The organism is Candidatus Nitrospira nitrificans (assembly GCF_001458775.1).
GTDB classification, from domain to species: Bacteria; Nitrospirota; Nitrospiria; order Nitrospirales; family Nitrospiraceae; genus Nitrospira_D; species Nitrospira_D nitrificans.
Window position 1 is genome coordinate 91168 of sequence record NZ_CZPZ01000006.1, and the last position, 23176, is coordinate 114343.

Sequence of the window (23176 nt, forward strand, 5' to 3'; positions counted from 1 at the left end):
AAGGACCCGAAATCCTGTTCAGCCTGCGCTTCACGAACGACGTTACACGTCTAAATTTCTCACCTCAAGGGCGTGGGTTTGGATGAAATTGCGTCGCGGTTCGACCTCATCGCCCATCAAGATCGTAAAGATTTCATCGACTCCGGTGAGATCTTCAAGCGTCACGCGCAACAGCGTGCGCATTTCAGGATTCATGGTCGTTTCCCAGAGCTGCCCCGGGTTCATCTCGCCGAGCCCTTTGTAGCGCTGGATGCCGAGCCCCTGCTTCCCCATATCCAAGATAGCCTTCACCAGCTCATCGGTCGCCCGATGGTGATGTTCTTGCCCCTTGGCTTTGAGCTTGTAGGGAGGACGTCCTAGCCCTATGGCGGACGGAGTCAGTTTCTGTAGTTCACGAAAGTCCGCGGAACCGACGAGTTCATGTGTGACGCACAGTTCATGAGTGACGCCGTTCGCATGCAACCGGCAGATGACCTTGTTCGATCGATGCTCTTCGTCATCCAGCACGTCGAACTCCGGCGTGACCTTTGGAAATACCACAGCCAGCGATCTCTTAACGTTCTCGATCGATCGTTGGAGCGCGGTTCGATCCTTGAGAAGCTCGCGATCAAGCCCTGGTTCGTCGACAAAGGTACGGAGCATCCCGGCTTCGTGGGACTTCTTATTGAGCCGACCGAGCAAGGTTTCAAAGGCAATCATTTTCTTCAGAGTCGGCAACAGCCGACGTCCGGTCACATACCCTTGTGCCCCTTCCAGATACAGTTCGACATCTTCGACCGCCAGATCGGCTAAGTATTCGTTCAATAACCCTTCGTCTTTGAGATACCGCTCCGTCTTGCCTTTTTTCACTTTGAACAGCGGCGGCTGCGCGATGTAGATATATCCGCGTTCGATCAGCTCAGGCATCTGCCGAAAAAAGAACGTCAAGAGCAAGGTTCGAATGTGGCTGCCGTCCACATCGGCATCGGTCATCAGAATGATCTTGTGATAGCGGGCCTTTGCGATGTCGAACGCATCTTTCTCCGGCTTGTCGCTCTCTTCGCGCTTGCGGCCGATGCCGGTCCCCAATGCCATGATCAGGGTCCTGATCTCATCGCTGGAGAGCATCTTGTCGAAGCGCGCCTTCTCGACATTCAAGATCTTGCCTTTCAGAGGCAGGATCGCTTGAAACTTACGATCACGTCCTTGTTTTGCTGATCCGCCGGCTGAGTCACCCTCCACGATGTAGAGTTCGCTCAAGGCCGGATCTTTCTCCGAACAGTCAGCCAACTTCCCGGGCAACGAGCCGCCGTCGAGCGCGCTCTTTCGCCGGATCAGATCCTTGGCTTTCCGAGCCGCTTCGCGGGCGCGGGCCGCGTCGACGGCCTTGCCGATGATTTTGCGAGCCACCGGAGGATTTTCCTCGAAGTAATTGCCCAAGGCTTCGTTGACGGCGGCCTCGACCACGCCTTTCACTTCGCTGTTGCCGAGCTTCGCTTTCGTCTGGCCCTCGAATTGCGGATTACGGACCTTGACGCTGACCACCGCCGTCAGGCCCTCCCGCACATCGTCTCCGGTCAACGATTCGGTTTCTTTCTTGAAGAGATCGTTCGCGTTGGCGTACGTGTTGATCGTCCTGGTGAGAGCCGCCTTGAACCCGACTAAATGCGTGCCGCCTTCCTTCGTGTTGATATTATTCGCGAACGAAAACAGGTTTTCCGCGTAGCTATCATTGTACTGGAGCGCCACTTCCAGAACCATTTCGGGCTTCTCGACCTTGACGTAGATCGGCTTATGCAGTGGCGTTTTGGCTTCGTTGAGGTGCTCAACGAAGGACATGATGCCACCCTTGTACAAAAACACTTGCTCTTTCGCCGGCTCTTTCCGCTCATCCCTCAGGCTAATGGCCAGGCCTTTGTTTAAAAATGCCAGTTCGCGGAGCCGCTGGGCCAACACGTCAAAACTGAACTCCAGCGTCTCAAAGACTTGGCTGTCCGGTTTGAACCGAACTTTGGTCCCTCGGCGTTTTGTTTTCCCTGTCGCCTTGAGCGGGGCATTCGGTTTCCCGCGTTCATAGCGTTGCTCGAACACTTGACCATCCTGCCAGATCTCCAGCTCAAGCCACTCCGAGAGGGCGTTCACGACGGAGATACCGACTCCGTGCAAGCCGCCGGAGACCGTATACGCTCCCTGCTCGAACTTGCCGCCTGCATGAAGCACCGTCAATGCCACTTCGGCGGCGGATTTTTTTTGCGTGGGGTGCATGCCGGTGGGAATGCCCCGCCCGTTGTCGATGACCGTCACGCTCCCGTCGATGTGGATCATGGCCTCGATGGCCTCACCGTACCCCGCCATGTGCTCGTCGACACTGTTGTCGACGACTTCATAGACGAGGTGATGGAGTCCATCGACACCCGTGCTCCCGATATACATCGCCGGCCGCTTTCGGACGGCATCGAGGCCCTCAAGGACTTTGATCTGATCGGCGCTGTAGCTGTCTGATTTGGGCTGGGAAGAGTCGTCTGTGGTCATCCGTTTTTTAACCGCCTGTCGAGAAACAAGGCTCGCATAGTTTGATCCTGTGGCACGCGCACGATGCCGGCGGACTTTTCCACCATCATCCCGCTAAATCTTAATGGGCATGACGACACACTTGAACCCGGGGCTTTCCGGTTCCTGAATCAGACAGGGACTGAGCGGAGTTTCCATCTGAAGCGATAGAGTTTCCCCGTCCATCACACTGAAGACATCCAGAAGATAACGGGCATTGAATCCGGTATGGATGGCTTCTCCCTCATACTGGGCGGGTAATTCTTCCATGGCTTCCCCGTAGTCCGGACTGCTGGAAAACAAGGTCATCTTGTCGGACGCGAACGAAATCTTTACCGCGCTGGCTTTATCCTTGGCCAGTACCGACACCCGGCGCAGGGCGCTCTCTAATTCACTTCGATTGACGCTGATCTTCTTGCCGCTTTCTTTTGGAATGACCTGTTGGTAATTGGGGTAGTTGCCTTCCATCAACCGAGAGGTCAGCAGCAATCCGCTCTTGCGGAAGATCATGAGGTTCTTCGAGAAACCGATGAGCGGTTCGGTGTCACCGCCCTCTTCCAAGAGGTGGCGGATTTCGTGCGCGGCTTTCTTCGGTATGATGGCTTTCATTTCCTGGGGCACGCCTTTATTGCCGGCCTTGCCGACTTCCTGCTCCGCCACCGCCAAACGATGCCCGTCGGTGCCGACCAATCGCAGCGAGGTTTTCTTGTCGGTTGCCACGAGAGTGATCAAGAGGCCATTCAAAATATATCGGGCATCGTTATCACCGGCGGCAAAGAGCGTCTTTCGGATCAATTCCAGAAGCCCTTCTCCTGAAAGCGGTGTCAACCCCTCGCGCTCGATCGTCGGCAGCGCGGGGTACTCGCTGCTGGGGAGGCCTACAACTTTGAATTGGCTCTTCCCTGCTTGGATAGTCGTCCAGTTGTTGTCCATCGCCGTCAGTTCGATGTCACCAGAGGGTAACTCTTTCACGATTTCAAATAGTTTTCTGGCCGAGATGGTGACACCGCCGGTTGAAAGAACCGTTCCTTTGTAGAGGCCCCGCAAGCCGATCTCGAGGTCCGTCGCCACAATCTCCACCCCATCTTGCTTGGCTTCCAACAAGATATTCGACAGAATCGGCATCGTGTTTCGCTTTTCCACGACCCCTTGGACCCGCTGGAGTCCCGTCAATAATTCATCTCGCCCAATGCGTATTTTCATGGAGAACTCTCCCTGCCAAGCTCTTAACTTCGAAGAATTTGCTCTTTCAATGTTTCAAGGGTTGCTTGCAAGACTGTGTCGGCCTCCTTGGCCTTCGCGACCTGACGACAGGCGTGAATGATGGTCGTATGATCTTTGCCGCCGAATTGGCGCCCGATTTCCGGGTACGATGCGTCAGTCAGCTCTCGACAGAGATACATGGCGATCTGTCGAGGATGTACGAGCGTCTTGCTCCTGCGGCGAGATTTCAGCTCCGTCATCTTCACATGGAATTGCGTACAGACTGCCTCTTGAATATCATCCATCGCAACGATCTTTTTCTTGTCCCCGATGAGATCGCGCAACACGTTCTTGGCAAGGTCGAGGCTTATCACCTGCCCCGTCAGCGAGGCATAGGCGCCTAACCGAACCAGGCTGCCCTCCAGTTCACGGATATTGCTCTTCATCGTAATCGACAGGAACTGGATGACGTCTTCCGGCAGTTTCAGGCCCTCATCCTCTGATTTTTTTCTCAGGATGGCAATGCGGGTCTCCACGTCAGGCGGCTGTAGGTCCGCAATCAATCCCCACTCGAAGCGGGATCGTAGACGCTCTTCAATATCCGGCATATCTTTGGGAAAACGGTCGCTTGAGAGGACAATCTGCTTGTGTCCCTCATACAAGGCATTGAACGTATGAAAGAACTCCTCTTGGGTCCGTTCCTTCCCGACCAGGAACTGAATATCGTCGATCATCAACATATCGATATGCCGATACCGTTTCCGTAAATCCATCATCTTGTCGTATCGAATGGAGTTGATCACCTCGTTGGTAAATTGCTCTGTCGTCAGATAGGCGATGCGTAAATCGCTCTTTTCGGCGACATGATTTCCGATAGCGTTTAAGAGGTGAGTCTTCCCGAGTCCCACCCCTCCGTAAATGAAGAGAGGGTTATAGGTCTGCCCCGGCTGTTCCGCTACCGCCATACAAGCCGCATGGGCGAATTGATTCCCAGCGCCGACAACAAAGTTCTTAAAGATATATTTGGGGTTGAGTTGGATTCCCCGCCGCGCCTTGGACTGAGTGACGCCGCGTGGCGCGGTGACGACACTCTGTGGTTCAACATCCGGCATAGTGTTCTTTTGACGGACGGTGAATGCAACGCCCATCAGCCCTCCACCACGAGCCGTGGCCATGGCTTCCGCTAATAGCGGTCCATAATGAGCATCCAACCATTCGCCAAAAAACTTATTCGGCACCCCAATATGCGCCGTTGAATTTTCAATCCGGTCGAGATGAACCGGTATGAACCATGTGTCATACACCTGCTTAGGAACTTTCGCTTGGATGTACTGCAATGCTTCTTGCCAAACAGTGTCAATGCTCATAACGCGCTTTAATGGCTATACACAGGATTATTCACACTTGTGGATAACTACCATTACAGTCTTCCTTATACCTGATAAAAGCGACGCTGAATACCATGTCATACCAGGGCATGTCGAGTTATAAAAAGAAGGTACAACTGTCGTTTATTCCCTCTTCACAATCTTTTCACAGATTCCAACTGCTCCATAAAGAACTAATCCCCAATGTTATCCTGCTCTATCAATTAATACTTACTTTATAAAATCAACCACTTCACCCCTATACTCCCTATTCACTTCCCTACTACTCCTCCTACTACTGCGAATTTTCTTTACTGAACAACTTCGGAGTCATAGTGTGATGACCCTCTTGCTGGCAAGGAGTATTTTGAGTACCTGCTCATAAGGTAATCTGTCTCCCTCTGTTAATTGTGTATTGTTCGCCGCGCGCAACACTCTTCCTGGAAGCAGGGGATCTTCCAGGGAAAGTATCACATCTGAAGTGTTCTCGGATAAGAGTGCTTGTGACAGAGCATTCAGTGGAGAACGAACGACATAGACAACCGGCAGCATACAGAGAGCTCCTCACTTAAAATACGAGTGCGCAGTCCGTGGATTGTATAAAGGAGCTGATAGTCTCGTCATCTTCCCGTTTCACGGAGAAGTCGTCCTGGAGGAGGACATGATTTTGTATATCTTGGATAATAAATGGAATTTCGAGCTGTTTAATACTAGGAAGATACTTTTCAAGGATCTCCATATCGAGAATATCGTCAGTTTCATCTCCTATGAGACGGACAGCCTCGCCAAGGAGAATAACAGTTGTCATGTGGGATCCAGCCGAAAGGCCAAGAGCGATACGGAGAGCCTCGACGGGTCTATGGGACTTTCGAGGATCTTCTTGAATCACGACAACGACGTTTTTTGACATGGATAAAAACAATCAGGTAAACGATAAAAATGGATCACAAGCCTCAATGATTCCAGACAGTACAACGAGGCCACAGAGTGACATTTTGGGGTCTATCGTTGCGGTTGGAACGTGATGTTGTTGACAGCCATAAGCGCAGGCAAAAACGCGGGCTCCCCTTTTGGCGAGATCTCGGTAATTGTCCGTGTGAATGTTCTTCACACCTTCATCAATGAGATATAAGTAAACCTCATGGCCGGCATCAAGGGCCGTACGCACGAGACCGTGCACCGTCTCAGCGCTGGTGTGTGAGGGGGGAAGAGCTAGGAGAAAACCTATCTTCTTTGAATCCACAGGAATTTATGATCAATTATATATAGTTATATATTATATCCACTATGAAGATTAGGTTGTTTTTAAGGGAAAGTCAATCCGAAAAAGCGTACTTAGGACTTGGGAAGGAGAGACTGAATCTCAGGACTTAAAGTAGAGAGATTCACATCGTATTGTACTTTCGTCTCCATATCGCGAAGAACAGCTGATCCTTTCACGACTTCGTCGTCCCCAATGATGAGAGTGAAGCGAGATGCCAGACGGTCAGCTTGGCGTAAGTGAGCTTTGAGGGTTGTAGACCGAAAATCGGAAACTGCGTGAAGTCCGGCCAGACGAAGCTCTTCCAGTGCTGTCAGACCAGCCACAGCGCCGTTGCCGCCGAAGCCGGCGACATAGATAGCCGCATACTTCAGCGCTCTTCCTAGTGCGGACTCCGGCAGCAACATCGACATTCTTTCGAGGCCGAGGGCAAAGCCAACAGCTGGGGTGGGTGGCCCTCCAAGAGTTTCAACCAATCCATCGTAGCGTCCACCTGCCCCTACGGCGTTTTGCGCGCCTAAGTTGGTCGCGGTAACCTCGAAGGTGGTGAGGTTATAGTAATCGAGTCCTCGCACCAGACGATGATTCAATGAATAAGGAATCTTGACGGCATCGAGACCAGCTAGGACTTGTGTGAAGTATGAACAAGCCGCCTCGGAAAGGAAGTCACCGAGACGCGGCGCGGTCTCTGTAATTGCGCGACACTCGGGGACTTTGCAGTCCAGAACTCGTAGCGGGTTCGCGTCGATGCGGTGACGGCAATTTGCACAAAGGCCGGATTCGTGTTGTGTGAGGAAACTCACAAGGTGAGGCCGATAGGTGTCTCTATCGGCGGTATAGCCTAAGTTGTTAATCTCCAAGGTGAGGCTGGGGAGATCGAGGTCGGACAGGATCCGCCAGAGAAGGGCCATGACCTCGACATCGGCTCGGGGATCCGCCATACCAAGCGACTCGACGCCAAATTGATGAAATTGCCTCAGGCGACCGGCTTGGGGACGCTCGTGACGAAACATGGGCCCGAGATAGAAGTACTTCTGCGGAACAGGTATCGCGGCCCGATTGTGCTCGATATAGGCTCGGACGGTCCCGGCAGTCCCTTCAGGCCGAAGAGTGAGAGATGTGCCGTCGCGATCCGGAAAGGTGTACATCTCTTTCTCAACGATGTCGGTCGATGCGCCGATGCTGCGCGCGAAGAGGGTCGTCACCTCAAAGATCGGGAGACGGATCTCATGAAATCCATATCGGCCTGCCCACCGTCTGGCGGCCTCTTCGATGAGGCGCCAACGCGGCGTCTCTTCCGGCAATAGATCTTTGACGCCTTTAATACCCTTGATCATGAAAAACGGCCGTCTCCTCTCCCGTGGCACCTCACAAGGCACAATTCGCGCGGACTATAACGGCGCCTTCTGCGACAAGTCAACGGACCCCCAAGCTTGCGCCATCCTGAATCGAGAGGTATAGTGCGCGGCCTACGGTTCAACTTGTGATTCCCCTGTAGCTTGTTACGGGGAGGAGCCGACGTGAAAGACATTCTATGAGTCAGGATCAATCAGGTCGCCGGGTCGTGGCCATCGCGCCCATGCCGCCGGAGAAATCTGCCTATGCGCTGGCGCGCTACAGCCGCTCGCCGGATTCCATCGAACAAAGCATCCGGTGGGTTCACGGACACTCCTCGGAAAAGTTCTGGGAGCAGTTTTATTTCGATTACGGTCATGCGTCCATTGCCGATCTCGGCCACGTCATCATCTGTTTTGAGGAGATCTCGGAGCTCGCCGCCATCCGCCTGGAGGACGAGCCGCTCTGGGACGGTCAGGCCAAATCGAGCCGCTATCAGAACTTTGCCTCAAGCCGGTGGTTTGTGCCGGGCCAGATTCGAGGGAGCGAAACCGAGGCAGTCTATGAAGGCATTCTCCGCAGTCTGTCCGAAATTTACCGGTTGCTGCACGATCCCTTGATCGCGTACTTCGCCGAGCGAGATCCCTGTCCGGCGTCCATGAAACCGGCCGATTATCAGCGGACGATCGCGGCACGCGCGTTCGATGTTACCCGTTACCTCCTTCCCCTTTCGGCAAAGACCAACGTCGGGCAGGTCGTCAGCATCCGGACGTTGGAAAAGCAGATTACGCGCCTGTTATCGTCGCAATTGCCGGAACTACGGGCGATCGGCGAAGATTTGAAAGAGGCCTGCCAACGTCCGCCGGTGAATCTGTGGGGTGAGCTCTGCGGGCAGACCGCCGGCCTGAGTGATCCATTGGCTCCGACACTCGCGCGGCATGCCACGGCGAATACCTATCAGGAATCGGTCTACTCCGATTTGGCCCGCCATGCGAAAGAAGTCTTGCGCGGGGCAGGGCTCGATCAACCTGGGAACTGGGGGACCATCGAGTCCGTCGAGTTGATCGATCCGCACCATCCGCTGGACGAAATCGTGGCGACGCTCCTCTATCGCGTGTCGCAGGCCCCGTATCGGAAGATACTTGAGGTCGTGAAAGAGTGGTCTGAAAAGGAGAAACACGCGACCATCGAAGTCGCCACAAAACAGCGCGGGCCGTACGATGAACTCATCAAGGAATTCCGCTGTGGCTACGCATTCAATTTCGACATCCTGATGGACATCGGGGCGTGGCGAGACATGCATCGTCATCGGCGGTGCCAGCAAGTGCAGCAGAATTTCACGTCCGTCCACGGTTATGATGTTCCACCGCCGTTGATCGCCGCCGGCTTGGATCAGGAATATCGGCAAGCGATGGCGGCGGTGCGGAACGACATTGAGCTGCTCAAGAAGAAGGACCAGGAAGCCTCGCTCTATGCCATTCCGTTCGGCTTCAAGGTGCGCTGTTTGTTCAAGATGGACTATGCCGAGGCGGAATATATCGCCAAGCTCCGGTCCGGAGTGAAGGGCCATTGGTCGTACAGAACGATCGCCTGGCAGATGAAACAGCAGCTGGCCAAGAAATTTCCTTTCCTGGGCGAAGGTATTCAGGCGACACCGCCCGACGTCGAAGACGCGCTGACTCGATAAAATCCTCATATCGCTCATGAGTACCTATCAGCAACAATGCGAAACGGCCATCGTGGCCGGAGCATGGGACACCGTGTTTGCCGAGTCGATGGCCTGGAGCCGGGATCCGGATGGGGCCAAGGATCCACGTCCGCTGTTTGCCCGCAACGTCGTGTATCTCGTGCAGGGCCGGTTTGCCGAGGCCTGGAAAACCCATGCCCTCTGCCTGGAGTCCGCACAGGACATCGCCGTGGTGGGGGAGTGGGTGAATGATCTACTCGGCAGGCACAGGGAGTGCGGCTACGTCCATTTGATCAAGGGTTTGTTCCTCGCGCAGTCAGGTCAATCAGAACAATCCCTGCAACTCTACGCAGAAACCGCCAAGTTGCTTCCACACTCTGCCTATCCACACTACTTTTTGGCCCAGATTCACGAACGGGCCGGCCATCCGGAAATGGCGATCAAGGAATATCGCGAAGCTGTTCGACTGGCTCCCGATTTTGCCCCGGCACGGATGAATCTTGGCGTCGCGTATCAAGACCAAGGGCGTCTGGAAATGGCGATCAAAGAATACCGAGAAGTGGTCAAGCTCACCCCCAACGATTCGGCTGCGCACTCCAATCTCGCCTGTGCGCTCGCGGAACAGGGGAAGATGGAACCGGCGGTGCAATCCTACAAGACGGCTTTGAAACTGAACCCGCAGGACGCCGAAGTCCACTTCGCGCTGGGCGGACTCTACGAAACGCGCGCGCGTCTGGACCTGGCGCAAAAGAGTTACCAAGACGCGCTCAACGCCAATCCGGACTTTGGCGCTGCCCATTCCGCGCTCGGTTGGCTTGCATTAGGCAAACATCGGCTTCAAGAGGCGGCGGACATCTTCAGCCGGGCGCTCAAGTGTAATGAGGAAGACGCGCGGGCCTATCACGGCATCGCCGAAATCTACGCGATTCGGGGCAAGCGCCAAAGCGCGATGGAAAACTACAGCAAGGCGTTGAAGTACTATCAGGACCCGGAAAAGCGAAATCAGATCATGAATCAGCTGTTTCAGGAAGGGCAGGTGGGGGATTGAGTGTGGCGGGCTTGGTTCTTCTGTGCTCGCCGAGTGCGCACGCAAAGGCTAGTTAGATTTTTAGATCGCGGGAGGTGCTTCCTCGATGCGCGCATTGGGAGGACCAAAGCCCGCCACAGCAAGTGGAGCAAGGAAGATGAAACCGAAATCCCAGATCGACTCGGAAGCACTCCTTGCACGAATCCGTACGGTTGCTCCGCTCTCTTAGAGGAGGTCGACGGGAATAACAACGACAGCTGATCTCTGAGAAAAACAGAAGAGAAACTTCCAACCGTAAGATTTCGACGAGATACGCTTCACGAACGACGAGAGCTACAGTTCCCGGATCGCGCCTTGGAGAACGGTGATCTGCGTGGTTGGGTCGCCTGTCGCTTTCAGTTCATTGCGGATCTGATCCTTCAGGTAGGATGAATAGCCCACGCGGTCGATGAGGAGATCCAGAAATCGTTCGGCGGGCAGCAGACTTTGTTCCTTGAGTTCTTCTATGGTGTCGTCACTCACCGGCACATAGGTACTGCCGATGTGGAAGACCACATTGTAGTGACGTCCATTGGCGATCCGCTCAAACCGTAGACCCTTCACAGGTTCCTCCAAAAGTCCATCTGAAGCCGCTCATTCTAGACAAGATCTAGTCATGAAGACAAGGGCAACCTCGTGATCCCCGTGGTGGACAGGTATTGCGGCGGGCATTTATCATGGCCGTTCTTTGCCTTGCAACGCGGGAGAGATCAGTGCTCATGACTGCAACGGAATTCATCGAACTATGGATCACCCGCCTCGAAACCGAGCAAGCTCGACTGACTGAAACAGGGCATGATGGTCCTGTCGTGGCGTCGCAAGGCCGCTTGATGCGCACCACCGGCGGGCTTCATCTGTACGAGTTTACCGTCGCTGTTGGCGTCCAACTGTCCGTCGACCTTCCGGTATCCGTCGTCCTTGCAGATGAGGCGGATACGACGGAAGGAATCGTGCTGCGGCAGGTAGGGAGCAGCCTATCCGTTCAACTGGTCGATGCTCTCGGGCGTGAAGTCCCTTCCGTAACTATTGTTCCAGATCAGGCCGGCCTTGTCGGCACGGCAGCCTTCCGTCTGAAGGATATGCTGGCAAAGCCCAACCTTTATCACCTCGGGCCGACCGAGCGGTTGGCTTCTCTGTTGCAGATGCAAGCAGTCGAGAATGAAGGGTTCTCCTCCGTTTCACCCGTCTTCACGACGGTGTGGTCGGACGACCCGTCAGTCCGGCGTCAAAAGCTGGCGAATCTAGCGATGGAGCTGATTCGCGCCAACAAGCGCATCCTCCTAATCAGCCCAGACCACCTCGCGTGCGATGAGATGGTGGGGATGGTGGGGCGTACCATGAAGGCCGGTGGATTGAATCACACAACGTGGATCACTCGGTACGAACTCCCGATTGCCTCGCAGGCCGGCGGCGTCGACCTTCAGGAACTGGGGTTCGAAGCGCAAATGCATCAATTTTATGCCAAGTCGCAAGGGAACAAGGCCTCCTTGAAACACAAGTATGACCGCTTCCGTGAATTGGCCCCGTTTCTGTCTCAGAAAGAAGCGAAACAAAAAGATCTGGACGAAGTCCGCTTATTGGAATGGCGCCTCGTCACACAATTGCGTGACCTTCAAGTAAAGATGGCCGATGTCCAGAAGCTGCTCAAGGACTTCGAGAACCTGCCCCTGTTTCAACGTTTGACGATGCAAGCGGTCGGGAAAAATGCGGCATCCCTCAAACAGTATGGCGCCCTGTATCAGGGGCAGATGGACCGACTGCACAGCGAACTCGATATCGCCAAAGGTCGCATTCAGCAGCTTGTTCCGGAGGCGGCCGTTCCCAGGGGGAAGCGAGCCGAGTTCGAGGAACTCCACGAACAGATCGCCAAACTGGGGGGAACCAAGAAAGTCCGCGAATTACTGGCGGCCGAAGAACAGCCAAACCGTCAAGCCTTCCTTCAAAATCGCCGCCTCGTGGCTGCCACACCCATGCGGGTTGCGAGCGATCCCCTATTCAGCCGAGTGCGCTTCGATGTCCTTATGGTCGATGAGGCTCCGAGAATCGCCGCGCCGTCGCTTCTGGCCGCGGCCGGGCTTGTCCGCGAACGCATTATCGTGAGCGGCGATCCTCGTGAGATCGCGATGGTCGGGCAATGGGCCATGCCTCAGCCGGCCATCCGTGCCGCACCGTGAAAACGGATGCGGCAACGTTTGCTTGACGCCGATGAGGAGAATTCAGGATAATCCGGCTCCCCCGTGGTTCAGCGGTTTGGCTCTTGACGTGAGGGTGCTCAAAACGGACCGGAGCAAGGCCGCAAGGAGTTTTGATCCCGAGACGTACGCTGTCGGTACGTTGAGCGGGATGGGCGACTGAGAACCCCGTTGGAAGACATTTTCAGCAGCCTGTATGCCGAAGTGGCGGAACTGGCAGACGCACTAGATTCAGGGTCTAGCGCCCGCAAGGGTGTCCGGGTTCAAATCCCGGCTTCGGCACCACCACAGCCTGTGTTTGCACTGCGAGTCTTCATCGCGTCAACGCTGCTTCCAATGGACCGGCTCTACGTCGGGTTCGCCTCGACCCGGGAACCATGTCCAGTGACCTTCCATCCGTTGGAGTGAATGCCGAAAACAATATTTTGATGACATTTGTGCCTCGCTCGACAAGAATGGCTCGTCCGCAATCTGCCCTGCTGTGGGGGCTGAGGAAGCTCGGTTGTCTTGTTACCGAGGGTAGTACGGGACTTCCAACGCGGTTGATGGTGCTGAAAGGTGGTACAGGATGAGGCTTCTCGTACTCGTAGCTGTTTTGATCTTGACTAGTGCAACCGTCTCCTCGGCGGTGGAACCGTTGAGTGGTAATTCGAAGAAAACGATCCCTCTGGCCGGGGAGGAGCCATACGACGCGCTGCAGCGTGGAGATTATCGAGTCGCGGCGGGACTCTTTTACCCCCTCGCCCAACGAGGGGACGCACGAGCTCAGTATAACCTGGGGTTGCTGTATGCCAGTGGACTGGGCGTGGAGCAAGACTACCAAGCGGCACTCAAATGGCATCGGATGGCGGCGGCCCAAGGCCATGCGGGGGGCCAAAACGAACTCGCGCAGATGTATGCGAAGGGACAAGGCGTTCAGCCGAATCAGGTTCTGGCCTATGTGTGGTTCACCGTGGCGATCGCATCGTCGAGCGGCGGGTCGAAGACCGAGATCATGAAGGATCGGGATCGTACGGCATCACGCATGACGCCGGAGCAGATCACGAAGGCGCAGCAGCTGGCCGAGCAGTGCCAAGAATCGAAATTCAAGAAGTGCGGCGAGAAGTAAGACTATGGGCCGTAGGCGTCGAGATTACCCTCCCCACAAGCACCAAGCCTTCGCGGCAGACTTCATCCTGAGTATCCAACTTGCTCCGCAGCGTGATCTTTAAGACGCGCGTAACTTCCCGACCTCCTCCAGCGTGGTCTCGATTTCCTTCGGTGAGTTGATAAGACTCGGCGCAAGCCTGACATACTTTGTTGCATAGGGCGTGACGCTGCCGACAATGCCGCGGAGACGGAGCTGTTCCACGACGGCCCGGGGCGCCAGGCCCGCGACTTCAAAACAGACAATCCCAGCCGAGAGGTCCTGAGACATTGGGGTATGGAGCGTCACGTGCGGCATGGCCGCCAATCCTTGCTTCAATTGCTGATTGAGCTCATGGATCCGCTGCGTGACCTTGGTTTTTCCAATGGCGTGATGAAACGCGAAGGCTTCGTCCAGTGCCCAGCGATGTTCGAATGAATGAAACCCGCCGGGCGTCATGTGGACCGATGGAGGAAGATCGTTTGACGATTTGTTCTCCATCCAGAGGTCATAGGCCTGTGAGTTGAAGGTCGGGATCGTCGCCCTGGCGATCGGCCATGCTTTTGGGTGGCCCCAGACGAGACCGGTTCCGCGCGGGCCGAACATCCATTTGTGGGTCCCGGCGATCAGGAAGTCGCAGCCGAGGTCGCCCAAGCGGAAGTCCTCGACCCCCAAGGCATGAACCCCGTCCACGCAGAAGATAATCCGATCCCTCTCGTCTCGTGAGCGATTGATGGATTGAATGGCCTGAGCCATGTCGTGGATCGGCAGTTTCAAGCCCGTGCTGGAATGGACCCAGGTGACCGCCAAGATGCGCGTAGCCGGCGAGATGGCCTTACGCAGGGAATCGACCATTTCGTCACGAGAGACGGTCTTGAGTGAACGATAGAGGGAGATCCGGCGAATCTTGGCGCCTGTGCGTTCGGCACGGAGGCGCAGAGCGGTTTCTGTCGAATAATGGTCGTGTGTCGTCGTCAGGATTTCCTGCCCAGTTCGAAGCTGCAAGCCTCCGTAGAGCAGACCCAGACCCATCGTGGTGCTGTCCGTCAACGCGATGTCCGTGGGATTGACGCCCAGATAGTCGGCGGCGGCCTGGAGGACCTTCGCTTCCTGCTTCTCTTCCTGCTCAACCCAATAGCCGATGGGATCGGCATCGAGGCCGGCGCGATGACGATCGATCGCTTCGCGCACCGGTGTGGGATGGGACGCAAGAAAGAACGCCGCGAGATGGATGAGTTGCGGAGACAGAGGAAACTGCGCCCGGAGATCATCCCAGTTCTTGAACCTGCTCCGGGGAGATTGTCGATCAGCAAACGCGCGAGCGTAGGCACCGGTAAGAAGCGCCGCGCCCAAGGTCAATCCAGTCCGCACAAGGAAACCTCGACGTCCAAGGTCGCTCATACGATCCTCCTGGTCAGAATCCGCTTCCGTACTCTACTGTGCGCGCGCAAAATGGACAAGGCAGGGTCGACCGTCGCTCATGCAGCGAGGACAGCGGCGGATGAGCCGGCTAGGACTGATAACTTTCAATCGGTGGGCAGCTGCAGATGAGATGGCGATCGCCGTAGGCCTCGTCGATGCGACTCACGCTGGGCCAAAACTTGCTGTTCTTCAACCAGGGAGCGGGAAACGCCGCCTGTTCCCGGCTGTAGGGGCGGTTCCATTCCGTCCCCGTCACGACCTCGGCGGTATGAGGGGCGTTCTTGAGCACATTGTTCGTTCGCGGCTGGCGTCCGTCAACGATCTCCTGAATTTCGGCGCGGATCAGGATGAGGGCTTCGCAGAACCGATCGAGTTCGTTCTTGGTCTCGCTTTCCGTCGGTTCGATCATGAGCGTGCCGGCCACCGGAAACGACACGGTCGGCGCATGGAAGCCGTAGTCCATCAATCGCTTGGCGACATCCATCGCCTCGATCCCGGCGCTTTCCTTGAATTCACGGAGATCCAGGATGAACTCGTGAGCCACCAATCCGGACTCGCCCCGGTACAGAATGGTGTAATGCTTTTCCATCCGCTTCGCCATGTAGTTGGCATTGAGGATGGCTACCTGTGTGGCCGTGGTCAATCCGTCACGACCCATCAAGGCAATGTACACCCAGGAAATCGGAAGGATGCTCGGGCTACCGAACGGAGCCGCCGAGACAGGACCGATAGCTTGAGACCCACCCAGCTTGACCACCGGGTGCCCTGGAAGAAAGGGCACGAGATGCCGCGCCACTCCGATCGGTCCGACACCGGGTCCTCCACCTCCATGGGGAATACAAAACGTCTTATGAAGGTTGAGATGGCAGACATCCGCCCCGATGTCGCCGAGTCGGCAGAGGCCCACCATGGCATTCATATTGGCCCCGTCGATATAGACCTGTCCGCCATGCGTATGGACGATTTGGCAGATACGCCGCACGCTTGCCTCAAATACTCCATGAGTAGAAGGATACGTGAGCATCAGGGCCGACAATCGGTCCCGATATTGAGCGGCCTTGGCCTCCAAATCGGCGACATCCACGTTTCCGTTCCGATCGCATGCGACGACCACCACCGTCATGCCGACCATAGCGGCGCTGGCGGGATTCGTGCCGTGGGCCGATACAGGGATCAAGCAGACGTCTCGATGTGTTTCCCCCTTCGAGCGATGATAGGCGCGAATTACCATCAGGCCGGAATATTCGCCCTGGGACCCCGCGTTCGGTTGGAGCGAGAAGGCCGCAAATCCGGCAAGTTCAGCCAACCACGATTCGAGCTGTCCACACAACGTCTGATAGCCACGTGTTTGTTCAGCCGGCGCGAAGGGGTGCAAACGAGCGAACTCCGGCCACGTCACCGGCAGCATTTCCGTGGTGCCGTTCAGCTTCATGGTGCATGAACCCAGCGGGATCATTGAATGGACGAGGGACAGGTCCTTGGCCTGCAGTCTGTGAAGATAGCGGAGCATCTCGTGCTCCGAGTGGTAGCGATGGAAAACCTCATGCGTCAGGTACTTACTCGTCCTGGCCAAGGGGGACGAGTAGGCGAGATCGATGGCATCAGCGAGATCGGAAAGGCGAAACGGCAACTGGTCATGCCCGACGAAGATGTGCAGGAGGCGGCGCACTTCTTCCTCGGAGCTGGCTTCATCGAGTGAAATACCGATGGAGCCGTCTTCATAATGCCGGAAATTGACCCCTTGTTCATTTGCCCTGGTCGCAATTTGATCGGCTTGAGCGTTAGGGACCGGTATCCGAACCGTATCGAAGAAGACTTTCGGCAATACGTCGAACCCAAGCCGACGCAATCCTTCCGCCAGCAGCAACGTAAGGCCGTGGACACGTTCGGCAATCCGACGCAACCCGTCCGGCCCGTGGTACACGGCATACATGGCGGCCATGACAGCCAACAAGACTTGAGCCGTGCAGATATTACTGGTGGCCTTCTCTCGCCGAATGTGTTGCTCCCTCGTCTGAAGCGAAAGCCTGATGGCCGGCTTGCCGGTCACATCTTTCGAGACACCAACCAGGCGACCAGGCACCTGCCGTTTGTAGTCCTCTCTGGTCGCGAGAAACGCAGCGTGGGGTCCACCGAAGCCGATCGGCACACCGAAGCGTTGCGTCGAACCAACGGCAATGTCGGCACCGAATTCTCCGGGCGAGCGGAGCAAGGTCAGGGCGAGAAGATCGGTGGCAACCGCCACGAGAACACCGGCCTCATGCGCCTGCGCGACCAAGGTGCTGAAATCACTCACATAGCCGTCCGTGGCCGGATACTGCAACAACAGGCCGCATAGCTGAGAACGCGAACAATCAACGGACGAGGCGACACCGGTCTTGATGACGATACCCAGAGGTTCGGCTCTGGTCTGCAACACCGCCAAGGTCTGTGGGTGACAGTCGCGCGAGACAAAGAATTCTTTTCGTTCATCGCCTCTGTTGCGGGCGATCGTGTAGCACATCGCCATCGCTTCGGCTGCAGCGGTCGCTTCATCCAACAACGAGGCATTCGCCAGCGGCAGGCCGGTCAAGTCCGCCACCATGGTCTGGAAGTTGACCAGCGCCTCCAAGCGGCCTTGTGAGATCTCGGCTTGGTATGGGGTGTATTGCGTATACCAAGCCGGGTTTTCTAGAATGTTTCGTTGGATCACGCCCGGGATGACGCAATCGTAGTAGCCCATGCCGATCAGCGATCGATAGACCTGATTTTTGGACGCGATGTCTTTCAGGCGGGTGAGGACGGCCTGCTCACCGTCGGCGGTCGGAATGTCAAGAGCTCGACCAAATCGAATATCAGGAGGAATGGCGGCATCGGTCAACGTGTCGAGCGAACGGAGGCCTAATGTGGCCAGCATCTCTTGAATATCGGCCCTTGTGGGACCCAGGTGCCGGTGAATAAAGTCGTCAGTCGGTCGGCGCCAATTCTGAGTGGTCATGGAGTCGGCTACCCTCTGGTTAGCTTGTAGAGAATGGGATGAGCAGTGCCCCTGTCGATCGAGCAGCGTATCACGCCATCACCACTTTTCCAAGAGATCAGGCTCGGTTTCCGGAGATAATTTCATGGTGGTACTGACGATCGCTGTATTTGCGAGGAGGCCTTGTCCGAAGGAGCCGTCGACCTCTCCCGGCGCGCCGCGAGGTCCATTGTCTTGCAGAGCCGCCGGCTTTTGATTGCTTTTCACATAATTCGCGTTATGGTTGACTCATACCTCCAGTCTGGGGAGCTGACCCATGGTGGCCATGAAACGGGACCCCGATGAGAAGCCATCGCCACAGCGCTTCTCGATGGTCAAGGCGATCGTCGTGACCCTTGTGCTCGGTAGCATCGCGGGCATCGGATACGCGGGATACGCAATTTTTAAGGACCAGAATCTGGTCACCAAGTTTCTGTCTCCCCCGGTACCGACAGGTCAGCCCGGCGTGGTGCTCACAGATTCGCAGTCGAAGCCTGCCCAGGCCGATGTCCGTCTGACTCGTGAAGGAATCGACCTTCTTCTCGACGTACTCGACGATGCGATTCGACGAAAGGATGTCGACGGCGTCCTGCGCCACATGACGCACGACGCGACCATCACCATTCATCTGAAACAAGGTCCGCAACAACAGACGGCCATGCTGACGCGGGAGGACTACCGGAAGACCCTTGCCATGAGTTTCGCCTTTCCCAGCGCCAACGACTTCACTCGTACGAATACATCCGTCTCGTTGGCCTCGGATGAGCGGAGCGCGAAAGTCTCCTTCAAGTCGACGGAGACGCTTCTCCAAGCCAATCGGGAATTCAAAACGGAAGGCGAAGAAACGCTGGTGTTCACTATCCGCGACGGCAAGCCCATGATTACTTCTCTGGAACAGACCTTCCCCGGGGATTCAACTTAGTCACTTCGCGGACGATCGAGCGTATCCGCACGCTATAAGATTCACAGTCATCGGTCTGGTATAATCACGCCGCTGATCATCATTCATTGGAGTGCGTATGCGGGTCCTCGTCATAGAAGATGAAACCAAAGTCGGCTGTTTTATTAAGCGAGCGCTTGAAGAGGAAAGCTATGCCGTCGACCTCTGCGAAGATGGAGCCAAAGGGTTGGAAATGGCCCTGGCGACCAACTATGACCTCTTGGTCGTCGACGTGATGCTGCCCTCCATGTCCGGTCTGGATGTGCTGAAGAACATCCGCCGGGAACGGATCCACACGCCGGTGCTGATCCTCTCGGCGCAATCCCAGATCGACCAGCGGGTCAAAGGACTGGACGCCGGCGCCGACGATTACCTGACCAAACCGTTCGCGATCGATGAACTCTTGGCGCGTGTTCGAGCCCTGTTGCGCCGTGGGGCATCCGAAAACCCAGGAATCTTGCAGGTGGATGACCTGATGCTCAATCCGGCGACTCGCGATGTCACCCGAGGGGGGCAACGTATCGATCTGACGCTGAAAGAGTACGCCTTGCTGGAATATCTGATGCGTCACACGGGCCGCGTCCTTACCCGACCGATGATCTCCGAACATGTGTGGAATCAAGATTTCGATACCTTTACGAACGTCATCGATGTCTATGTGAACTACCTCCGGAACAAGATCGATCGAGGCCGAACCAAGAAACTGATCCATACCATTCGCGGTAGCGGGTATATGCTGAAGGCCGACTAGCGTGATCTTGAAACAAGCCCCCCGGTTATCCGGTGACTCGAGACACAACGAGCGGACAGCGCGACGACGACGCCACCCATCAGGAGTTGACCCATGCCGCTACGCGTCCGGCTGACCCTGTGGTATGGAACCGCCCTCGCGCTGGTCTTGATCGTTTTCTCCGTGGTTCTCTACGCCATCACGGCGAGAAATCTCCGCGACACGGTCGACGAATCGTTGGAAGACACGGCCACGACGGCGGTGCGATCGCTCGAAGCACGTGGGTTTCTTCCTCTGCTGGATGAAGAGGAACTCCTCTCCCAATTTCCCGAACTGACGCGAATCGATAAGTTCTTCCAAATCTTCAGCCCCTCGGGCACGATCACCATCCGTTCTCCGAATATCAAACAACACGAAGTTCCTTTGAGCCGGACCGCTCTTGATGCCGCGTTCGCCGGGCAGAGCATTTTTGAATCGGCCAAGTATCCCAGGGAGCCTCCGTTGAGGCTGATCTCCATGCCGATCATGTATCGAGGCAATCTCCTATATATCGTGCAGGTCGGTACATCGATGGAATCGGTCGGCGAGACCCTCCAGCGTTTCCTTGTGCTGCTGGTTGTGGCGATCCCCATCGCCCTGGCGGTGTCTCTGGCAGGGGGTTGGTTCTTGGCGGGACGAGCGTTACGTCCTGTCGATAAGATTACCCTGGCCGCGCAGCGCATCGCCGCCGGAGATCTGAGTCAACGCCTGAGCATGCCGGCGGCTCACGACGAAATCGGCCGCCTCGCCGCGACCTTCAATAATATGATCGGGCGGCTGGATACGTCGTTCCGTCAGATTCAGCAATTCACCAGCGATGCCTCGCACGAGTTGCGGACTCCTCTCACGGTGATGAAAGGCGAAACAGATCTGGTTCTGCGGCGACCTCGTTCGCTCGACGACTATAAGTCGGTGCTGGAGAGCAATCTAGAAGAGATCGATCGAATGACTCGAATCGTCGACGAACTGTTGTTCCTGTCGCGTGCCGACATGGGTGAAGTCAAAGTGGAGTCGCTGCCTGTCGCGATGGAGTCTCTCGTCGAAGATATTTATCGTCAGGCTAAGTTGCTCGCACAGGACCGCAATATCGAGGTCCTGCTGGGGACCGTCATGCCGGTAGTGGTTCAGGGCGACGACTTGCGGCTTCGTGAGCTGCTGCTCAATCTCGTCGAGAATGCGATGAAGTATTCGTATCCCGGTGGCAAGGTCGAGATCTCGCTGTTGAACGACGGTCGGGAGGCCCGGCTGTCGGTGGCGGACCATGGGATCGGCATCGCCACTGCCGATCATAAGAAGATTTTCCAACGTTTCTTCCGTACCGACGTTGCCCGAGGCCACACAAAGAAGGGGACGGGTCTCGGCCTCGCCATCTGTACCTGGATCGCGGAGTTGCACAAGGGTCGGGTAGAAGTCAAAAGCGATCTCGGCCAGGGATCAACCTTTACCCTTGTCTTACCGCTCGCTCATCCCGCTGCTTAGCAGGCTGTTGAAAAAGTCGGTCAGCGGCCTCCCTGCCTTACCGAAGCGGCTTCGCGAAGCGGGCGCGCCGGGGCCGGGTGGGTGAGAACAGTGCCCTTTTGAACCGTGCAATCGTCGATACCCTGTTAGCGAAGTTTAATCCCCGATTAATCTCCCTCTCATCACCGATAGTTACCTTCCTGTCGATAGGGTTGATGACCAGACATAGACGCATTCCAAGGGTTTGGATCAGCCGGCTTCAAAAATTAACGGAGGACATATGTCATCACACCTGCTTGGCAAGGTCGGTTCCACGATCGGAATCTGTCTCGTGAGTGGGGTTCTGGTTTGGGGTGGGTACTCGTTCAGTGCGTCCCAGGCATCCAGTGCCCCGACTGCAACTCCCGTCGCCGCGGTCGTCACAACTCCCGCGAACGGTTTCACGGATGTCGCAAGACAAGTCACTCCCGCGGTCGTCAACATCACGACCGTCATGACGGAGAAGGTGTCGGACGGGTCCTCCGTTCCCGACGAGCTACGAGACCGAATGGAAGAATTTTTCGGAAGACCTTTTGGGCCTCAAAGGCGTGGACCGGCTGACCCTTTTGAACACCGAGGGCCTCGGAGAGGGCAAGGGTCGGGCGTCATCATTTCTTCGGATGGATATATCTTGACCAACAATCATGTGATCGCCAAGGAGCATGAAGTACGCGTCACTCTTCCCGACAAGCGGGAATTCAAGGGCAAGATTATCGGAGCTGACCCAAAGAGCGATCTTGCCGTGATCAAGATCAATGTCGGCGGTCTTCCTGCCATACCATGGGGCGATGCTTCGCAACTGCAGGTCGGTGAGTATGTCTTGGCGGTCGGCAATCCCTTCGGGTTGAATTCCACCGTGACGCTCGGGATCGTGAGCGCCGTGGGCCGCGGCCATATGGGAATCACGCAGTACGAAGACTTTATTCAGACGGATGCCGCCATCAACCCGGGGAATTCAGGTGGCGCGCTGGTAAACACCAAAGGAGAGCTCGTCGGCATCAATACAGCCATCTTTTCGCAGACGGGCGGGTATCAAGGAGTCGGCTTTGCGGTCTCAACGACGATGGCCAAGCCGATCTATGAGAGCCTGGTCAAGACCGGCACGGTGGTTCGAGGGTATCTGGGGATCGGTCTTCAAGACTTGAACCAGGATCTGTCCACGTCCTTCAACATCAAGGATTCGAAAGGCGCCCTCGTCAGCGATGTCAAGGAAGACAGCCCGGCGGATCTCGCCGGACTCAAACAGGGCGACGTGATCATCGAGTATCAAGGCATCAGGGTTGAAGACGGCGTCGCTCTCCAGCGGCTCGTCACCAGGACACCGATCGGCAGCACGGTGCCGCTGAAAGTGGTTCGCGATGGACGGGAGCATGAGCTGACCGTGCGCGTCGGCGAGCAACCGGACCAACCTCGAATCGCAAAGGCGGAAGGCGACCACAACGAGCATGCCTTGGCCGGTCTGTCGGTCGAGGATCTGGATCAGGACACCGCGAGAGCGTTGGGTTTCAGGAGTAAGGCCCAGGGAGTCGTGGTGACCAAGGTTGAGTCTGATAGTGGGGCCGAGAAGGCTGGGTTAATGCCAGGCGACGTCATTCGAGAGGTCAACCGGCAGCCGGTCAAGTCCGTGAAGGACTTTGAGAAAGTATCCGCGCACATGAAGAAGGGGGGGCACGTCTTGATCCTCGTCAATCGGCAAGGGAATGCCCTGTTTCTATCCGCAAAAGTGTAAGGGGGGTCAAATCACGTCAAAGGACCCGTCAAAGGAGAAGGGGAGCAGGCTCATGCCT

General features: G+C 56.1%; 18 protein-coding genes and 1 tRNA gene. 9 read left to right on the forward strand and 10 right to left on the reverse strand.

Going from position 1 to position 23176, the window contains the following annotated elements; all coding sequences use genetic code 11:
* Positions 1 to 42: 42 nt before the first annotated feature.
* The 6 genes from gyrB to hisS form a co-directional block, all read right to left on the reverse strand.
* Complete coding sequence (gene gyrB, locus COMA2_RS05390) at positions 43 to 2511, reverse strand: DNA topoisomerase (ATP-hydrolyzing) subunit B (RefSeq protein WP_090895336.1); 2469 nt, start codon at positions 2509 to 2511, stop codon at positions 43 to 45.
* 93 nt (positions 2512 to 2604) lie between these two features.
* On the reverse strand, positions 2605 to 3732 hold the full coding sequence (gene dnaN / locus COMA2_RS05395; RefSeq protein WP_090895338.1) for a DNA polymerase III subunit beta: 1128 nt from the start codon (positions 3730 to 3732) through the stop codon (positions 2605 to 2607).
* A gap of 23 nt (positions 3733 to 3755) precedes the next feature.
* Positions 3756 to 5099 carry a chromosomal replication initiator protein DnaA gene (gene dnaA / locus COMA2_RS05400; RefSeq protein ID WP_090895339.1) on the reverse strand — a complete coding sequence of 448 codons (1344 nt, stop codon included), beginning with the start codon at positions 5097 to 5099 and terminating at the stop codon, positions 3756 to 3758.
* A 568-nt stretch (positions 5100 to 5667) separates the two neighbouring features.
* Positions 5668 to 6009, reverse strand: coding sequence for a hypothetical protein (locus COMA2_RS19700; RefSeq protein ID WP_139077085.1), 342 nt, complete (start codon positions 6007 to 6009; stop codon positions 5668 to 5670).
* A 12-nt stretch (positions 6010 to 6021) separates the two neighbouring features.
* The gene (locus COMA2_RS05415) at positions 6022 to 6342 is read right to left on the reverse strand and encodes a DsrE family protein (protein ID WP_090895344.1); all 321 of its coding nucleotides are present in this window, start codon (positions 6340 to 6342) and stop codon (positions 6022 to 6024) included.
* Between the two features lie 92 nt (positions 6343 to 6434).
* Complete coding sequence (gene hisS / locus COMA2_RS05420; RefSeq protein ID WP_090895347.1) at positions 6435 to 7697, reverse strand: histidine--tRNA ligase; 1263 nt, start codon at positions 7695 to 7697, stop codon at positions 6435 to 6437.
* A 197-nt stretch (positions 7698 to 7894) separates the two neighbouring features.
* Between hisS and COMA2_RS05425 the strand changes: the two genes are divergently transcribed.
* Positions 7895 to 9382, forward strand: a complete 1488-nt coding sequence (locus COMA2_RS05425; RefSeq protein WP_217490636.1) for an FAD-dependent thymidylate synthase — start codon at positions 7895 to 7897, stop codon at positions 9380 to 9382.
* Between the two features lie 16 nt (positions 9383 to 9398).
* Complete coding sequence (locus COMA2_RS05430; protein ID WP_090895349.1) at positions 9399 to 10430, forward strand: tetratricopeptide repeat protein; 1032 nt, start codon at positions 9399 to 9401, stop codon at positions 10428 to 10430.
* A 312-nt stretch (positions 10431 to 10742) separates the two neighbouring features.
* Here the strand turns inward: COMA2_RS05430 and COMA2_RS05435 are convergent, their stop codons facing one another.
* Positions 10743 to 11012: a hypothetical protein gene (locus COMA2_RS05435; protein ID WP_090895351.1), complete on the reverse strand. Its 270-nt coding sequence runs from the start codon at positions 11010 to 11012 to the stop codon at positions 10743 to 10745.
* Between the two features lie 155 nt (positions 11013 to 11167).
* Between COMA2_RS05435 and COMA2_RS05440 the strand changes: the two genes are divergently transcribed.
* The 3 genes from COMA2_RS05440 to COMA2_RS05450 all read left to right on the forward strand — a co-directional run bounded on the left by COMA2_RS05440 (position 11168) and on the right by COMA2_RS05450 (position 13748).
* Entirely contained in the window at positions 11168 to 12622 is a 1455-nt protein-coding gene (locus COMA2_RS05440) for an AAA domain-containing protein (protein WP_175304413.1), read from the forward strand.
* 216 nt (positions 12623 to 12838) lie between these two features.
* A tRNA-Leu gene (locus COMA2_RS05445) sits at positions 12839 to 12925 on the forward strand.
* A gap of 283 nt (positions 12926 to 13208) precedes the next feature.
* Positions 13209 to 13748, forward strand: coding sequence for a tetratricopeptide repeat protein (locus COMA2_RS05450; RefSeq protein WP_090895355.1), 540 nt, complete (start codon positions 13209 to 13211; stop codon positions 13746 to 13748).
* 99 nt (positions 13749 to 13847) lie between these two features.
* On the opposite strand, the gene COMA2_RS05455 is transcribed toward COMA2_RS05450, so the two are convergent.
* The 3 genes from COMA2_RS05455 to COMA2_RS20075 all read right to left on the reverse strand — a co-directional run bounded on the left by COMA2_RS05455 (position 13848) and on the right by COMA2_RS20075 (position 18411).
* On the reverse strand, positions 13848 to 15167 hold the full coding sequence (locus COMA2_RS05455) for an aminotransferase class V-fold PLP-dependent enzyme (RefSeq protein ID WP_090895357.1): 1320 nt from the start codon (positions 15165 to 15167) through the stop codon (positions 13848 to 13850).
* A gap of 109 nt (positions 15168 to 15276) precedes the next feature.
* Positions 15277 to 18165 (reverse strand): aminomethyl-transferring glycine dehydrogenase, encoded by a 2889-nt coding sequence (gene gcvP / locus COMA2_RS05460; protein ID WP_090895359.1) that lies wholly within the window; start codon positions 18163 to 18165, stop codon positions 15277 to 15279.
* A gap of 78 nt (positions 18166 to 18243) precedes the next feature.
* Positions 18244 to 18411 carry a hypothetical protein gene (locus COMA2_RS20075; protein WP_175304414.1) on the reverse strand — a complete coding sequence of 56 codons (168 nt, stop codon included), beginning with the start codon at positions 18409 to 18411 and terminating at the stop codon, positions 18244 to 18246.
* Positions 18412 to 18460: 49 nt separating this feature from the next.
* Between COMA2_RS20075 and COMA2_RS05465 the strand changes: the two genes are divergently transcribed.
* The 4 genes from COMA2_RS05465 to COMA2_RS05480 all read left to right on the forward strand — a co-directional run bounded on the left by COMA2_RS05465 (position 18461) and on the right by COMA2_RS05480 (position 23118).
* Positions 18461 to 19105, forward strand: a complete 645-nt coding sequence (locus COMA2_RS05465) for a nuclear transport factor 2-like protein (protein ID WP_090895361.1) — start codon at positions 18461 to 18463, stop codon at positions 19103 to 19105.
* 97 nt (positions 19106 to 19202) lie between these two features.
* Positions 19203 to 19874, forward strand: coding sequence for a response regulator transcription factor (locus tag COMA2_RS05470; RefSeq protein ID WP_090895363.1), 672 nt, complete (start codon positions 19203 to 19205; stop codon positions 19872 to 19874).
* Between the two features lie 93 nt (positions 19875 to 19967).
* A complete protein-coding gene (locus tag COMA2_RS05475; RefSeq protein ID WP_090895364.1) occupies positions 19968 to 21371 on the forward strand; it encodes an ATP-binding protein in 1404 nt (467 codons plus the stop codon).
* Positions 21372 to 21630: 259 nt separating this feature from the next.
* Positions 21631 to 23118, forward strand: coding sequence for a DegQ family serine endoprotease (locus COMA2_RS05480; protein WP_090895366.1), 1488 nt, complete (start codon positions 21631 to 21633; stop codon positions 23116 to 23118).
* Positions 23119 to 23176 lie beyond the last annotated feature (58 nt).